This window comes from Marinobacter maroccanus (assembly GCF_002933275.1).
In the GTDB taxonomy this organism is placed as follows: Bacteria; Pseudomonadota; Gammaproteobacteria; order Pseudomonadales; family Oleiphilaceae; genus Marinobacter; species Marinobacter maroccanus.
The window spans coordinates 110,688-124,711 of record NZ_PSSX01000011.1 but is presented as its reverse complement, the minus strand read 5'-3'; the positions used below and the strand labels follow the sequence as shown (position 1 = coordinate 124,711).

The 14,024-nt window shown below is 59.3% G+C and carries 17 protein-coding genes; 6 read left to right on the top strand and 11 right to left on the bottom strand.

Annotation, left to right across the window (positions count from 1 at the left end; genetic code table 11):
* From KEHDKFFH_RS20385 to KEHDKFFH_RS13230, 4 genes are all read left to right on the top strand, one after another.
* Nucleotides 1–314: type II toxin-antitoxin system RelE/ParE family toxin (locus tag KEHDKFFH_RS20385; RefSeq protein WP_241956502.1), on the top strand; the 314-nt coding region annotated here is incomplete at its 5' end.
* Nucleotides 314–607 (top strand): HigA family addiction module antitoxin, encoded by a 294-nt coding sequence (locus KEHDKFFH_RS13240; protein WP_012137899.1) that lies wholly within the window; start codon nucleotides 314–316, stop codon nucleotides 605–607. The genes KEHDKFFH_RS20385 and KEHDKFFH_RS13240, both read left to right, overlap by 1 nt.
* Nucleotides 608–655: 48 nt before the next feature.
* Complete coding sequence (locus KEHDKFFH_RS13235; protein ID WP_104322361.1) at nucleotides 656–1,006, top strand: RidA family protein; 351 nt, start codon at nucleotides 656–658, stop codon at nucleotides 1,004–1,006.
* A gap of 76 nt (nucleotides 1,007–1,082) precedes the next feature.
* Nucleotides 1,083–1,931, top strand: a complete 849-nt coding sequence (locus KEHDKFFH_RS13230; RefSeq protein WP_104322360.1) for a sulfurtransferase — start codon at nucleotides 1,083–1,085, stop codon at nucleotides 1,929–1,931.
* Nucleotides 1,932–1,960: 29 nt separating this feature from the next.
* Here the strand turns inward: KEHDKFFH_RS13230 and KEHDKFFH_RS13225 are convergent, their stop codons facing one another.
* Together KEHDKFFH_RS13225 and KEHDKFFH_RS13220 are read right to left on the bottom strand one after the other, a co-directional pair.
* Entirely contained in the window at nucleotides 1,961–2,485 is a 525-nt protein-coding gene (locus KEHDKFFH_RS13225) for a cytochrome b (RefSeq protein WP_104322359.1), read from the bottom strand.
* 64 nt (nucleotides 2,486–2,549) lie between these two features.
* Nucleotides 2,550–2,906 carry a hypothetical protein gene (locus tag KEHDKFFH_RS13220; RefSeq protein ID WP_104322358.1) on the bottom strand — a complete coding sequence of 119 codons (357 nt, stop codon included), beginning with the start codon at nucleotides 2,904–2,906 and terminating at the stop codon, nucleotides 2,550–2,552.
* 218 nt (nucleotides 2,907–3,124) lie between these two features.
* Between KEHDKFFH_RS13220 and KEHDKFFH_RS13215 the strand changes: the two genes are divergently transcribed.
* Both KEHDKFFH_RS13215 and KEHDKFFH_RS13210 read left to right on the top strand, forming a co-directional pair.
* Nucleotides 3,125–3,850 carry a response regulator gene (locus KEHDKFFH_RS13215; protein WP_104322357.1) on the top strand — a complete coding sequence of 242 codons (726 nt, stop codon included), beginning with the start codon at nucleotides 3,125–3,127 and terminating at the stop codon, nucleotides 3,848–3,850.
* Nucleotides 3,847–5,265, top strand: a complete 1,419-nt coding sequence (locus KEHDKFFH_RS13210) for a sensor histidine kinase (RefSeq protein WP_104322356.1) — start codon at nucleotides 3,847–3,849, stop codon at nucleotides 5,263–5,265. The genes KEHDKFFH_RS13215 and KEHDKFFH_RS13210 overlap by 4 nt, the downstream gene beginning before the upstream one ends.
* Nucleotides 5,266–5,271: 6 nt before the next feature.
* On the opposite strand, the gene KEHDKFFH_RS13205 is transcribed toward KEHDKFFH_RS13210, so the two are convergent.
* The 9 genes from KEHDKFFH_RS13205 to KEHDKFFH_RS13165 all read right to left on the bottom strand — a co-directional run bounded on the left by KEHDKFFH_RS13205 (nucleotide 5,272) and on the right by KEHDKFFH_RS13165 (nucleotide 13,879).
* Nucleotides 5,272–5,502 (bottom strand): hypothetical protein, encoded by a 231-nt coding sequence (locus KEHDKFFH_RS13205; protein ID WP_104322355.1) that lies wholly within the window; start codon nucleotides 5,500–5,502, stop codon nucleotides 5,272–5,274.
* A gap of 49 nt (nucleotides 5,503–5,551) precedes the next feature.
* A complete protein-coding gene (locus tag KEHDKFFH_RS13200) occupies nucleotides 5,552–7,300 on the bottom strand; it encodes an ArnT family glycosyltransferase (protein ID WP_104322354.1) in 1,749 nt (582 codons plus the stop codon).
* 9 nt (nucleotides 7,301–7,309) lie between these two features.
* On the bottom strand, nucleotides 7,310–7,978 hold the full coding sequence (locus tag KEHDKFFH_RS13195; protein ID WP_104322353.1) for a TVP38/TMEM64 family protein: 669 nt from the start codon (nucleotides 7,976–7,978) through the stop codon (nucleotides 7,310–7,312).
* A gap of 1 nt (nucleotide 7,979) precedes the next feature.
* Nucleotides 7,980–8,747 carry a glycosyltransferase family 2 protein gene (locus tag KEHDKFFH_RS13190; protein ID WP_104322352.1) on the bottom strand — a complete coding sequence of 256 codons (768 nt, stop codon included), beginning with the start codon at nucleotides 8,745–8,747 and terminating at the stop codon, nucleotides 7,980–7,982.
* A 93-nt stretch (nucleotides 8,748–8,840) separates the two neighbouring features.
* Entirely contained in the window at nucleotides 8,841–10,253 is a 1,413-nt protein-coding gene (locus tag KEHDKFFH_RS13185; RefSeq protein WP_104322351.1) for an ATP-binding protein, read from the bottom strand.
* Nucleotides 10,250–10,933, bottom strand: coding sequence for a response regulator transcription factor (locus KEHDKFFH_RS13180; RefSeq protein ID WP_104322350.1), 684 nt, complete (start codon nucleotides 10,931–10,933; stop codon nucleotides 10,250–10,252). Before KEHDKFFH_RS13180 ends, KEHDKFFH_RS13185 begins: the two co-directional genes overlap by 4 nt.
* A gap of 22 nt (nucleotides 10,934–10,955) precedes the next feature.
* On the bottom strand, nucleotides 10,956–12,503 hold the full coding sequence (locus tag KEHDKFFH_RS13175) for an ArnT family glycosyltransferase (RefSeq protein WP_104322349.1): 1,548 nt from the start codon (nucleotides 12,501–12,503) through the stop codon (nucleotides 10,956–10,958).
* A complete protein-coding gene (locus tag KEHDKFFH_RS13170) occupies nucleotides 12,487–13,494 on the bottom strand; it encodes a glycosyltransferase family 2 protein (protein ID WP_104322348.1) in 1,008 nt (335 codons plus the stop codon). Before KEHDKFFH_RS13170 ends, KEHDKFFH_RS13175 begins: the two co-directional genes overlap by 17 nt.
* Nucleotides 13,466–13,879: a GtrA family protein gene (locus KEHDKFFH_RS13165; RefSeq protein WP_104322347.1), complete on the bottom strand. Its 414-nt coding sequence runs from the start codon at nucleotides 13,877–13,879 to the stop codon at nucleotides 13,466–13,468. The genes KEHDKFFH_RS13170 and KEHDKFFH_RS13165 overlap by 29 nt, the downstream gene beginning before the upstream one ends.
* Between the last annotated feature and the right edge of the window lie 145 nt (nucleotides 13,880–14,024).

The following is a 14,024-nucleotide window of genomic DNA, read 5'->3' as shown; positions in this document are numbered from 1 at the left end:
ACCATCTCGAGTTCGTGTTGTTGCGGGGACGGCTCTTTGAGCATGGGGCAGCCTCTGAAAAGTCGATGCCCCAATTACAACAAACCCCCGCCGTAATGGCGAGGGTTTGTCAGCAATCTGAGCTGCGTATGCAGCTGGCTGCTCTGGATACGGCGACTTCAGTGGAAGACATGGATATCCCTGGTTTTCGGCTTCATCCATTGAAGGGCAAAGACAAAGGCCGGTGGTTGATCAGGGTTAACGGAAATTGGCGCATGACGTTCGAATTCCAGGACGGCAACGCCTACATTCTTGATTATGAGGATTATCACTAATGACTATGCATAATCCGCCGCATCCCGGTGAATTCATTCGTGAGGTGTACCTGGAGCCTTTCGGTATCAGCTCTCGTCAGCTTGCTTCCAGTCTGGGCGTTTCACCCTCCACTTTGTCCCGGTTGCTCAAAGGGGATAGTGGCATTAGCCCTGAAATGTCTCTGCGGCTGTCCAAGGTTCTCGGGCGTACTCCTGAGAGCTGGTTGGCGATGCAAGATATGTATGACCTATGGGTGGCTCGCGGCACAGTCAATCTGGAGGGTATTCATCGGCTGGACTTCGAAGCAGCTTAACCAGTCTCTGGTTACACAGTCACTCCAATCCCCAACAAGGCCATTACCATGACCGTTGAACGTATTTCCACCAACAGCCGAATGAGCAAGATCGTGAAACACAACGGCACCGCTTACCTTTGCGGTCAGGTTGCCAAGGACCGTAACGCCGATATTCATACCCAGGTAACCGGGATGCTGGAGAAAGTGGACGAGCTGCTCGAGACCGCCGGTTCCAGCCGCGACAGAATCCTGTCGGCAACGATCTACCTGGCGGATATGGCCGATTTCCAGGCCTTGAACGAGGTGTGGGACAACTGGGTGCCCGAAGGTACGGCGCCGGCCAGGGCCTGCGTGCAGGCTCAGATGGCGTCGCCGGAGTTGCTGGTGGAAATCTCGGTGATCGCCGCTACCTCCTGAGGACAGTCGGGTAGATCTGGCGATTCGGCGGGCTGTGCAGTCGGCCGTTTATTTCTGGTATGGACAGGAGCACACCATGGCGTCCCCACTCGTAACCACTGAATGGCTGCAGGAAAACCTCGATAACGAACGGTTGGTTCTGATCGACGCCAGTATGGCCACAGTTATTGGCAAGGAGCCGATCGTTTATGATCAGCCGGTGTGGATACCGGGGAGTTACCAGATCGATCTGGAGAGAACGCTCTGCAATACCGAATCGTCCCAGCTCCATGCGTTTCCCACCGAGGAACAGTTCACGCAGGAAGTTCGCAGGCTGGGCATAACGCCTGAAAGCCTTGTGGTGCTTTATGACAACCAGGGAATCTATTCCGCTCCCCGGGCCTGGTGGATTCTGCGGTCGATGGGCCTGGAACAGGTATTCGTGCTGGATGGGGGCCTGCCGCAGTGGTTAGCGGAGGGGCGTGAAACGGTTTCGGCTCCGGTTCAGGGTGCGGCTTCCGCCGGCAGCATGGCGGGCCGTCTGGACCGTGAACGGGTTCGGGATTCCGCCTTCGTTCTTCAGCATCTGGACGACGAGCAAGTCGCAGTGATTGATGCGCGATCCCGGGCGCGCTTCCTGGCTCAGGCGCCGGAACCCCGCCCGGGGGTGCGTGGTGGCCATATCCCTAACTCCCTCAACCTGCCGTTTACCGAGGTACTCGACGGTTACCGGTTCAGGCCGGCCAGTGAGTTGGAGGCAATGTTCAAACAGCTTGCTCCGAACCTTCAGCCCGGAAACGGGCAGCAACTGGTGTTTTCCTGCGGTTCCGGCATCACCGCCTGCATCATTCTGCTGGCTGCCGAGCTGGCCGGGTATGACCAGCTCTCGCTGTACGACGGTTCCTGGGCGGACTGGGGCAGCGACGAATCGCTGCCGGTGGCTTGAGGCTGAGGGTTTTCGTTTATTCCGGGCTGTCAGGCCATGCGCTTCATGATCCGGTCTCCCAGCACATATTGATGCGCCAGGGCAGCCGCTACATGTAATCCGATCATGACCCACAACACGTTGGCCAGTATTTCGTGGACGTCTTCGCCGCTTTCTTCCAGCCATTCCACTTCCGGGCCGTAGCCAAAGACTGTCCAGCCGAAAAAGGTAACGGGATCGCCTTCGCCAAGAGACGTGGCCAGACCTGAAAGCGGCATCAGAATCATCAGGGCGTAAAGCGCAATGTGCCCCAGTTTCGCCATGGTGGCCCAGTGTGCGGGTGGTGACAGACGCGAGCGGTTCAGCCATCGCCAGAGGCCACGAAAGATCACCAGCCCGAAGATGGTCAGGCCCAGGCTTTGGTGCCAGGCCATGAGAGAGGCATCCGAGAGGGTGTGCTCCAGAGCTTCAAACCAGACTTCGCTGGCGAGCATAACCAGTAGCAGAACTGCCATTATCCAGTGCACAGCCCGGGAAACGGCACCATAACGGTTGTCAGAGTCCATCAATGTCATCGTGATTCTCCTTGATCAAATGGTGGCGGGGCACCTGAGCAGGCCCCGCGCTGGCTGCTGGTAGTCAGTCCCGGCGTCCGCCGCGAACCGGATCTCCATAATGGTTGAACTCCTGCTCCCGGATCAGGTTCTGCTCGGCATCCCGAAGCTGTACCCGGTAGGTGCCATCGGGAGTCTCGTCAACAGATACCTTCACGCCCGGGCCGAAGCGTCTGAGGGCGTGGCCATATGCCATGATGCGCATTTCTTCGGTGCTGTACTGTTTGAGGTCGGCGCCCATGGGTTTGCCGTTACGGCGATTCTCATAGCGATCCTCGTAGCGGTCGTCATCCCAGTAGTCGTTATCTGCTGATACAAGCAGGGGCGTGGCGCCGAGCAGTGCGGCGACGGAGAGCGCAGCAATGGTGGTGGTTTTCTTCATGGTCGAACTCCTTGGTTGGTGAAACCCATGACGGAATGTCATCGTTGGTCGGGAGTTATTGCACCAAGGAAACGTCGCAGAATTGTCTCGGTGACCCACCGACTTTGTCGCAACTTGTCGCAAGGCCGGGAATTGCGACGGTTTTTGACAAGATCGCGCCCAAGCGGGAAGTCGACTCCCCTATAATCAGGGCAGACGGTAATCCAACGGAGTAACGAGTGAGCGACTCTCCCACAATCCTGGTGGTCGATGACCACCGAGACATCCGCGATCTGGTCGGTCGCTATCTTCAGGAGCATGGCCTGCGGGTGCTGCTGGCGGATGGTGGCGACGCCATGAAGCGACAGTTGCGGCAGCACTCCGTTGACCTGGTTGTGCTGGACATCATGATGCCCGGCGATGATGGCCTCACCCTCTGCCGGCATCTTCGTGAGCACACCGGGTTGCCGGTGATTCTGCTGACCGCCATGAGCGAGGAAACCGATCGTATTGTCGGCCTGGAAATGGGCGCCGACGATTACCTCACCAAACCCTTCAACCCCCGGGAACTGCTGGCTCGGATCAAGGCAGTTCTGCGCCGGACCACAGCGCTGCCACCGCAACGAAGCCCCATGGCTGGGCAGTCTCTGACGTTTGAAGGCTGGACGCTGGATGTGGACCGTCATCAACTGGTTGATCCCGAAGGCGTCGAAGTCTCACTGAGTACTGCGGAATACAAACTTTTGCTCGCCTTCCTGGAGCACGCCGGCCGGGTGTTGTCCCGTGATCAGCTGATGGACCTGACCCTCGGCAGAGAGGCGGATGCCTTCGACCGCAGCATTGATAACCATGTCAGCCGCCTGCGCCGCAAGATTGATCCCGATGCCCGCAGTCCCAGGCTGATCAAGACGATCTGGGGCGGTGGCTACCAGTGGATTGCTGCAGTCGAAGGGGCTGAACAATGAGACTGTGGCCCCGGCGCGCCGGTGGGCAGCTGGCGCTGTTGTTGATTCTGGTGCTTTTGGTGGCCCAGATTATCACCATCGTTATTCTGGCTGGCGAGCGTCAGGGTGCGTTGCGCAGCGCCAGTCTGGAACACGTCCTCCAGCGGGTGGCCGATGGCTACACCCTGGCCGATACCACAGACCCGGAACGGCAGGAACGTATCCTGCGGGCACTCTCCAGCCCGACCCTGCGGCTTTCTATCGATTCGGCGCCCTATCTGACCGAGGATCGCGCCTCCGGCATGACGCGCCGGCTGGCCGAGGAACTGGATCTGCCGATGGCGCAGGTTCGAACAGCCATGGAGGCTGATGAAGACGACTGCCTGCCGGATCGCGATGAACATCGGGACCGTGAGCGGCATGACGATGAAGATGATGAGCATCACGAGTATGAGGAGCATCGTGACGGGGACGACCATCGGGATGACCGGCACGAATGTCCCCCGGTCCTGGCGGTTTCCCTGGCCTTGTCCTCCGGCCAATGGTTCAACGCCCGTGCCCGGCCACCGGCGCCCTCCTGGTTATGGTTAAAGGCCACGCTCACCAGTGTGGGGATTACCGCTGTGCTGCTCACACTGACCCTGTTGCTGGCGGTCCGTCGAATCCTGCGGCCAATGAACGAGTTGAGCCGGGCAGCCCACGCTTTTGGGCGGGGTGAGAAAGTCCGGATTCCTGAAAAGGGGCCCGAGGATGTCCGTGAGGTTACCCGCGCCTTCAACCAGATGCAGGATCAGGTTGGCCGGGCCCAGGAAGACCGGGCACGACTGCTGGCGGCCCTGGCCCATGACCTCAGGACTCCCATCACCTCCATGCGGCTGCGGGTGGAAATGCTGCCGGAAGGCGAGGACAGGGATCGTCTTCTCGCTTCCCTCATGGAAATGCAGCATCTGGCCGAAGCCACCCTCGATTTCATCCGGGGCACCACCACCGAAAAGCACCGACGGTATGACCTGGCCACCCTGCTGGACAGCCTTTGCGGTGATCTCCAGGAAATGGGTCTGGCGGTTCACTGCCAGGACAGCCCGAGGTGCGTGCTCCAGGGCCAGCCTGAAGCCGTCAAACGAGCCCTGCGTAATCTCATTGAGAACGCGGTGAATTATGGCGAGCAGGCGGAGGTGATGCTGGAAACCAGAGAGTCAGAGGCGGTTGTCACGATTGTTGACCAGGGGCCGGGTATTCCCGAAGCGGAACGGGAGCGGGTTTTCGAGCCATTTTACCGGCTGGAACACTCACGCAACCGTGAAACCGGTGGCGCAGGACTGGGCCTGGCCATTGCACGCACTCTGATTCGGGGTATGGGTGGCGAAGTCCGGCTGGGTGCTGGCCCGGGAGGACAGGGTCTGCAGGTTTCGGTGACCCTGCCCAAAACCGGGTAAGTCCTTTCAGAACAGCACTTCCGCCCGTGCAAATCCCAGGGCGTCCAGTGCCTCGACGGTCGCATCCAGGTTTGCGTAGCTGCAGACATGATCGTCGTCAGAGACCAGGAAAAAGGTTTTCCCTTCAATATCCTTAAAGAGTATGACCCATTCGTGCGCATTAGAGGGAGATCGCACGATTTTTACAGAATCAACGCGGTTTTCTTCCCTGCGCACTCTAATTTCATGTTCTTTCATCGTTCATTCTTCTGTTAACGCCATTGATCGGCCTTAATGCATTGCCAGCTCAGTCTTGCCAACTGCCAGGCTTGGGCGTGGTAAACCGCTTAACCTTATCCGGCGACGCACAGCTGGGGTTCATTTGTTCATCGGTCAGTAAAAGGTAGTTGTCCCGGTGGGCTGTTCCGAGAGGAACGCCCTTTTCGGTGTTGAAACAGGATAACTCATGTCTGTCTGCAACAATCAGGTAGCTGGCCTCCGTGTCTCTCATCCACAGCCACGCGTTGCGGTTTTCCTGTTCCAGACTGCTGAAGTAGCTGAAATGGGTGAAGTCCCGCCTGGAGAACAGAATGAATTGTTCCCGGAAGTCGATCATGCCGAGCTGTCCGCCGGGCGGGATCTGCTGTTCTGCGGCGGCCAGAACGTTGCGAGGGGTTCGAAGCGGCTCAAGAATTTGATAGCCCCAGGTGCCCAGCAACAGCCAGGTGAGCATCATTGCAGCAAACCACCGCCCCAGCGCCCGTGAGCGCCAGAGTCCAAGCAGGCTGACTAGCCAGACCAGCCCTACGACGAGGACAAACGTCCCCGCCGCATGCAGTTTGGCTGGATCGGTGCTGTAGTCGGCCACTTTTTCAACCAGTTTGGGGTGGTCGTTCCAGGCCAGGATGCCAACCGTTATCAGCGCGATACCGACCAGGAACTGCAAGCTTGTCAGTATCGGCGCAAACCAGCCCGCCGGTTTCTGGCTGCTGAGTAGCGGGGCGAGAATCAGCGCCAGCATGGGCAACGCCGGCAACAGGTAAACACCGCGCTTGCCGGGGCTGAGGCTGAAGAACACGATGACCAGGGCAATCCAGCCCAGAAGCACCGGAATCATCGGGCGGTAACGGGCGGTTTCGGACAGGGGCCGGATCAAGGCCAGCAGCAACAATGGCAGAGGAAACCAGAGCGAGGGGATCACACTGGTGAGGTAGTAGTACCAGGGCTGGATATGGCCCCATGAGTCGGCATAGCGCTCGCCGGTCTGCTTGAACAGGATGTTGTTCCGGTAGGCCAGGGCCTCTTCGGTGCCGAGATGGTTGACGTACAGCACCATGGGGATCAGCCAGGCGGCAACCACGGCCAGCATGGCCAGCGGACCCAGTGCGCAGCGCCAGGTGAGTGTGCCACTGAACAGAGCGCGATCGCGAAGCTTCATGACCACAATGGGAATGAGCATCAGCGCCGGCAGGAAGCCGACCCCTTTGGTGATGATTCCGAGCCCCATAAACGCCCAGCCGACAAAGTACCAGCCCCAGGCGGGCCCGGTGAAAAAGTGCCGGATCAGGCCGTAGCAGGCAACGGCAATCCAGCAGGCGACCATGGCATCGATCTGGGCTTTCTGGGCCTGGATTACGAACTGTGGCGCAAGCATCAGCAACATGACCGCAATGGCGCCGGTGCGTTGGTTCCACAGGCGGGCGCCCAGATCAAAGACCAGGCCCAGTGTCAGCAGGCTGCAAAGCGCATTGGGCAGCAGGAATGCAATTTTCAGGTTGCCGGTCAGCCAGTAGAACAGGGCGATACTCCACATGAACACCGGTGGTTTGTCCGGGTAGAACTCGCCGCCGCGCATGGGGATCAGCCACTGGCCGGAGGCCACCATTTCCCGGGCCACTTCCGCGAATCGCGGTTCGTCGGCAGGCCAGGGGGAGCGTAGTCCGATACCGGTAAAAATCACGACCGCGGCAAAGGCCAGCAATACCAGCAGGAGTTGATTGCGGGACAGGTTGAACACGGTTTCCGGCAGGTGACGAACGAAAGGTGATGCAGGCATGGGTCGGTCTCAGAGAGAGTCGGAAACGGAATCGGCCAGGGTTCTGGCCTTCTGGCTGTGATAGAGAAAGGCGCCAATCAGCGAGGCGAGAATAAAAAAGCCGATGCTCACGGCAAGTTGATAGGCATTGGCATTGCCAATACCGGCACCGGCCAGGGCAAACACCAACATCTGGGGCAGATAGCCCAGGGTACTGCCAACCAGGAACGGGTAGAAGCGGATCCCGGAGCAGCCTGCCACCAGGTTGGTCACCAGGTTACTGCCCACCGGTAGCAAACGGACCATGAGGACTTTCAACAGCGTCTGCTCCCGGAACAGTCGATCGAACTGCTGCATCCGGTGGCTGAATCGCCGGCTCAACGGGGTCCGCAGCAGCCAGCGGGCGGTCAGGAAGCAGCCAGTGGCGCCAATGGCGGCGGCCAGAGTCGACAGCAGCGTCCCGTTGAGCCCGCCGAGGGCGAAACCCAGCACGAAGGCGACTAACTGGCGTGGAGCGCCGAGGCCGGTAAACAATGCACCGGCCAGGGTAATCACCACTAATCCGCCGACACCATGGCTGTGAAGATAGCTCGCCACTTCGTTCTGGTCGGCAATGAAGTCGAGCCAGCCGTTATGGATGGTTAAATAGCCGACCAGAACCAGCGCGGCGAAGGCCAGCCAGCGGGAACCGGTGATCATGTCAGGAGCGCTCCGCTGGCGCCGCCTGGGGATCAGCCTGCGCCGCACTGCTGATGACAGGAACCCGGGTACGGTGCAGCAACCAGAGCACACCGAGTAGATCCAGGATGCCAGCCCAGGTCCGGTTCCAGGCGTTGTACTTTGATATGCCAGCAATGCGTGGCCGGTGGTTCACTTCCACGATGGCGATGTCGCCACCGACACCCCGAACCAGGGCCGGGATGAAACGGTGCCCGTGGTCGAACCAGGGCAGCTTCAGAAAGGTTTCCCGGGGAAACAGCTTCAGGCCACAGCCGGTATCGGGCACGCCATCATGAAGCAGGGCATCCCGCACGCGATTGGCCAGGCGGGACTGGAAGCGTTTCCAGGCGGTGTCCTTGCGATTCTTGCGATAGCCGGCAATGCAGAAATCCGGATTCCGCATGGTGTTGGCTTTTTGCAGCATGGCGGGAATGTCGGCCGGGTCGTTCTGGCCATCGCCATCCATGGTCACGATCAACCTGCTCCGGGCCTGGCGGATACCCGATGCCAGGGCACCGCTCTGGCCGATGCTGCGCTCGTGGCGGATGGTTAACAACCGGCCACCGAGGGCCCGGGCTGTCCGCACCGCGGTATCCAGCGTTTTGTCGGTGCTGCCATCATCCACCAGCACCACCTCAAAACCGTGGTAGTCCCGCATTACCCCGTAAGCCTCGGTCAGCAGGGTGGCAATGTTGGCTTCTTCATCCTTGGCCGGGATAACCAGCGACAGAGTTCTTTCCTGACCCATGTAACGACATCCTCGAAAACGGAATATCAATCGGGCCGTTTTATGGCCCTGTTCTACTGGGTCGAAGTATCCTCCTCAAACCTTAAAGCAACCTTAAGCCTGCTTGCGACGGAACGTCGCACGGGCCGGCAGCCAGATGCTGACGCACAGCCCCGGGTTGCCATCCGGCCGGTCGCTCAGGGTGAGCTGGCCACCATGAAGTTCCGCGATGCGCCGGGCGATGGCAAGCCCGAGACCCGCCCCGCCACCGAGTCGCTGGTCCAGGCGGACAAAGCGGCTCAAAGCTCGCTCGCGGGCCTCGGCGGGTATGCCCGGGCCCTGGTCGCATACGGTGATGTGGTATCCCTCGCCGGAGGGCTTCAGGTGCGTCTCGATGCTTGTGTGTTCGGGGCTGTACTGGATGGCGTTCGCCAGCAGGGAACGCATGAGGGTGTTGATCAGCGCGCTGTGACAGCATACCAGAGCCTGGCCGGCATCATCCTGGAGCACAGGGTCGATGTCCTTTTTCAGGGCCAGCGGTGCCACATCGGCGATGCTCTGCTCCACAATCGCGGACAGGTTGTGGTATTCCGGGGTGAAATCAGCACCGGAGTCGACCCGGTTGAGCAGCAGCATCTGCTCGACCAGGTGCACCATTCGGTCGACAGACTGGATCAGGTCGCCGTATTGCTCAGGGTCGTTTTCGTAGACTTTTTCCAGGTTCAGTCGCAGAGCCGTCAGCGGCGTTCGCAACTCATGGGCGGCGTCGGCGGAGAACCGCCGTTCCCGCTCCAGGGCCTGGTTGAGGCGTCTGAGCAGGCCATTCACCGCCTGCACCAATCCCGCAACTTCCTTCGGTGCCTGTCGGTCGTCCAGGGGGTGGATGTTTTCCGGGGCCATGTTACGTACTGGCTTCTCAAGCTTTCTCAGTGGCTGGAAGCCCACCTGGATCGAAACCAGCACCGCCAGAGCAAGCACCGGAAGCACGATCAGGAAAGGCAGTACGTTGCCGAGAGCGATTTCCTGGCTGAGTTCGTCCCGGACATCTTCACGCTGGGCCGTGCGTATCCAGAAGCCGGTTGCCGGATCTTCAAGAGTGAAGGTTCGCCATTGATACCCTGCCACTTCCTGCCAGCCGAAGCCGCGCTCAAGGCCCTGCGAATCGTTGGCTCGGAGGGTATCGAGAATCGGCTCAAGGTCTGGTGACCAGACCTCAAAGGCAAGTTTTCGCTCGTATTTGTGGCCAGCGCCGTCCGGCAGAATTTCGTTCTCTTCCTCGTCTCCCTGATAGGCGCTATCCGGCAGTTGGAGTGTTTTTTCCAGAGTGTGGGAGATCTGCTCAATGGATTGTGTGGAAGACAGATGCTCAACCAGGCCCTGGACAATGCGGGTGCTCTGAGCAAGCTCCGCATCGAAAAGCTCCTCCAGTTGATGGTCGCTGACGTAAAAGCCCCAGCCGGCGGCGATCAGTGTGATGAAGAAGACGGTGCTGGTGATCAGAAGGATCAGTTTGCGGGTCAGGCTCATTCCGGAGAAACCTCCGCCGCGGCCTTGCTGTCCAGCATGTAGCCAACGCCACGGACGGTGCGGATGGTCTGTTTGCCAACGCGCCGGCGCAGATGATGTACATGTACCTCAAGAGCATTGCTTTCCGCGCCCTGCTCCCAGCCATACAGTTGCTCTTCCAGCCTGCGACGGGTCGCCACCTGGTCCGGATGGCGCATCAGGTAGTGCAGAATCTGGAATTCGCTGCGCGGCAGGGCCGTCGTTTCGGTCCCCAGCTTGAGCTGGCCGGAGTCCGGATCCAGAATCAGCCTGCCCACCTGTAAACCGCCTGTCCGGACACCTGCTCCGCGTCGCGTAACGGCCCGGATTCGGGCTTTGAGTTCCGCCATGGCGAAGGGCTTGGTCAGGTAGTCGTCAGCACCCGCGTTGAGTCCCTGAAGTTTTTCGTCCAGATCTCCGCGAGCGGTGAGGATGATTACCGGCGTCTCAATACCCTGGCTGCGAACTTTTTTTACGATATCCAGCCCGTCCACCCGGGGCAACGTCAGATCCAGGATAGCCAGATCGAAGCTGTCGTTCAGGAGTGCATTGAGCGCCTGCTGGCCGTCATCCAGCCAGTCAACGGTGTTCTGCTCGTCGCGCAACATACCCAGCATGGTGTTGGCCAGCAGATGATCGTCCTCAATCAGCAATATTCGCATACAGCAGGAATCCGGTTGGTTTTCAGCTTAGCGGGTGATCTTTGGATGCATTGTAATCGATACCGCCGTTTTTGCTTTTGCCCTGGAAGCTGTTCGCCGTATTTCCAGATGCTGGCTCCAGCAGGAAAAGGCGGTAGCGCCGGTTTTCCATGATTGGCCTGGTGATGTCCCCGAGGCGCCTGAGCATGGCTGTGTTGCCTTTCTGTACGGCTAGTACCATGGGTTCCTGCAGGTTGTCCGACTCAAGTCGATCGATAAAAGCGTCCTGCACAATGCCATGGGCCTCGCCACGACTGTAGAAACGTGCCGAGAAGGGGGGCTTGCCCAGGTAAAACAGATTGTCTGCGCTCATGCTGGGGAGTTGATCGACTTGCGTGACCAGATCCCGCTCGGTTTTCAGTTGCTCCGGGTGCAAGGTAAGCCAGGCTGCGGCGGCCATCCCCATCATGGGGATCGTCAACACGGCGGCCAGGCTCGAGGCCGGCATCGGGCGGGTAAGCTCCCTCGGCCAGAGGCTCGATGCCAGCACGGCAAGAAACGGCAAACCCGGAAGCACGTAGGTCCAGAGGATGTTGCCAGATAAGGTAAAAAAGATTGCCGGGCTCAGCGCGGACGCCAGAACGAGTCCGCCCACGCCTTGCTCAACCGACTGCCACTGCTGTTGTGCAGGTTGGTGGCGCCAGCGGCTTACGCCAAAAGCAACAATCGCGATCAGGCCCCAGGGGAAACTGGCGGCCACCAGGTATAGCCAGATGGTGCCCCGGGTAAACTCGTGTGCGTTGCCATACAGATCGCCTTGCCAGCTACTGACCAGGAATCGTTTGATGTGCTCTCCGACAATGAAGTAATCGAGAAATCCAGGTGTCTTCAGCTCGGCGAGGACATACCAGGGGGCTGCAATGACCATCATCAAAAGTAAACCGCGGAGCCAGGGCAGTTGCCGCCATAGAGCCAGCCAGCGTCGGGTCGTCGCAACCCAGAGAAAAACCGGCAGCCCGGTCAGAACCAGAATCAGCGGGCCCTTGGCGAGCAGGCCGATGGCAAGGCCGATAAAGAAGAGCCAGCCCCACACCATCGGGCCGCCCTGAAGACGAATCACAAGACTGGTCAGCACCAGCGTCGAACCCAGGGCAAGAAACGAATCGGTCATCACCGTTCCCGCCGTCAGAAAGCCCAGGGCCGTTGTGGCATAGATCAGGGCCGCCCAGAGACCGGCCGACGTGGCCGCTTCGCTGTTGCGTTCAGGGTGCAGGTAACGACGCAGAGTGAAGACCAGATAAACGATGACTGCATTTGCCAGCCAGGAGGGCAGTCTGCCCGCGAACTCAGACACACCCAGCAATTTGAACGACAGTGCCTGCGCCCAGAAAGACAGTGGAGGCTTGCCCCAGAACGGTACTCCGTAGTCGAACCAGGGGGTTATCCAGTCGCCGGTCTCCGCCATAATCCGGGCAATCTCTGCATAGCGTGGTTCCGTGGTGTCTGCCAGAGGCAGTATCGCCGCCAGTCCAAGCCGGGCCGCCAGCACTGCAAACAATAGCCACAGCAGAGTGTTAATGTTTCTGGTCATTTCCGGCTACTCGCAATTGGGTTAGAAGCGGCTGGGCAATATCGTCGCTGTCTTCGGCAACAATAAAGACCGGGCGCTGTTTGGTCTCCATGTAGATGCGGCCGACATACTCCCCCAACAGGCCAACACACAGCAGCTGAACCCCGGAGAGGAACGTGATCACGGCAATCATGGAGGCGTAACCCGGGGTGGATATGCCGAAAACCAGTGCCCGGATAACTTCCCAGGTGCCGAAAAAGCCCCCAGCGCCGGCCGCAAGCAGGCCGAGAATCAGGGCAATCCGCAGGGGGCGGGTGGAAAAAGAGGTGATCCCTTCCATCGCTAGGTGCAGGAGTTTCAGGTAGTTCCACTTGGTTTTGCCTGCCAGGCGTGGGTCACGATCAAATTCGAGAGTCACAGTTGGCATACCAACCCACGCGAACATGCCTTTCAGGTAGCGGTTGCGCTCGGGTAACCGGTTGAGGGCATCCACGGTGCGCCGGCTCATCAGTCGGAAGTCTCCGGTATCGACCGGTATCGATGCGTCACTTATGTGGTTGATCAGGCGATAGAAAATGCTCGCAGTGGTACGTTTCAGCCAGCTTTCACCAGCCCTGGACCGTCGTTTCATCAGCACGACGTCTGCACCCTTTTGCCATGCCTGAACCATCCTCGGGATCAACTCCGGCGGATCCTGGAGATCGGCGTCCATCAGCACCACGGCATCGCCACGTGCGCTCTCGAGGCCCGCGGTAACGGCAGCTTCCTTACCAAAGTTCCGGGAGAGCTGAACCACCCTGATTCCGGAGTAACGGTCCCTGGCCCGAAGCAGCTGGGCAACAGAGTTGTCCCGGCTGCCATCGTCCACGAACAGCAGCTCAACCTGGCCCGGCAGTTGGCGGCACACGAAATCCAGCCGTTTCAACAGTGTCGGAATAACATCGGCTTCGTTATGAACCGGAATAATGATGCTCAGCACCGGGTTACTGAACGTTGATTGTCTGTTCTTCATGGAAAACAAACCTCTGTGCAAAGAGATAATTGGCAAAGGCAATCAGGGCGGTCGTGATTATTTGTGAGGGAGCGACGCTGAGGCCCGCAATCAGGAGTAGCGAAAAACCCGCGAGATTGAGAACCCAGCCCAATGCAGCCCCGGTGAGATATCGCGGCAAGGCAACTCTGTGGGGCAGATCGGAACAAAAAGCGTAGCGATGTTGGCCAAAATAATTTGCCAGCAATCCAACCGCAGCGCCTGTGGCGGTTGCGAAAACGGCGTTCAGTCCCCAACCGATCAAGACCAGCATGGTCAGCCAATGGAAAAGGGTGGCAACGCCACCGGCCAGCAGGAAACGTGGCAATCTGCCCCAGCGGGTTGACCGAAATAACGGGAATCTCATACAGCCTCACTTCAGAACCCGGGCGTTATCGAAAGAATCCGAATGATGGTCGGCACCTTACCGGGCCATTCTTAAGCAAGCCTTAACCGCGCCCTCTGAAAAACCTTAAGCCCGCCTTAAGGTTTCTCCTCGCCCTCCTTAAGCC

Coding starts and splice junctions, on each gene's coding strand:
- KEHDKFFH_RS13240 (WP_012137899.1), top strand. CDS start 314: ATGACTATGCATAATCCGCCGCATCCCGGTGAATTCATTCGTGAGGTG.
- KEHDKFFH_RS13235 (WP_104322361.1), top strand. CDS start 656: ATGACCGTTGAACGTATTTCCACCAACAGCCGAATGAGCAAGATCGTG.
- KEHDKFFH_RS13230 (WP_104322360.1), top strand. CDS start 1,083: ATGGCGTCCCCACTCGTAACCACTGAATGGCTGCAGGAAAACCTCGAT.
- KEHDKFFH_RS13225 (WP_104322359.1), bottom strand. CDS start 2,485: ATGACATTGATGGACTCTGACAACCGTTATGGTGCCGTTTCCCGGGCT.
- KEHDKFFH_RS13220 (WP_104322358.1), bottom strand. CDS start 2,906: ATGAAGAAAACCACCACCATTGCTGCGCTCTCCGTCGCCGCACTGCTC.
- KEHDKFFH_RS13210 (WP_104322356.1), top strand. CDS start 3,847: ATGAGACTGTGGCCCCGGCGCGCCGGTGGGCAGCTGGCGCTGTTGTTG.
- KEHDKFFH_RS13205 (WP_104322355.1), bottom strand. CDS start 5,502: ATGAAAGAACATGAAATTAGAGTGCGCAGGGAAGAAAACCGCGTTGAT.
- KEHDKFFH_RS13200 (WP_104322354.1), bottom strand. CDS start 7,300: ATGCCTGCATCACCTTTCGTTCGTCACCTGCCGGAAACCGTGTTCAAC.
- KEHDKFFH_RS13195 (WP_104322353.1), bottom strand. CDS start 7,978: ATGATCACCGGTTCCCGCTGGCTGGCCTTCGCCGCGCTGGTTCTGGTC.
- KEHDKFFH_RS13190 (WP_104322352.1), bottom strand. CDS start 8,747: ATGGGTCAGGAAAGAACTCTGTCGCTGGTTATCCCGGCCAAGGATGAA.
- KEHDKFFH_RS13185 (WP_104322351.1), bottom strand. CDS start 10,253: ATGAGCCTGACCCGCAAACTGATCCTTCTGATCACCAGCACCGTCTTC.
- KEHDKFFH_RS13180 (WP_104322350.1), bottom strand. CDS start 10,933: ATGCGAATATTGCTGATTGAGGACGATCATCTGCTGGCCAACACCATG.
- KEHDKFFH_RS13175 (WP_104322349.1), bottom strand. CDS start 12,503: ATGACCAGAAACATTAACACTCTGCTGTGGCTATTGTTTGCAGTGCTG.
- KEHDKFFH_RS13170 (WP_104322348.1), bottom strand. CDS start 13,494: ATGAAGAACAGACAATCAACGTTCAGTAACCCGGTGCTGAGCATCATT.
- KEHDKFFH_RS13165 (WP_104322347.1), bottom strand. CDS start 13,879: ATGAGATTCCCGTTATTTCGGTCAACCCGCTGGGGCAGATTGCCACGT.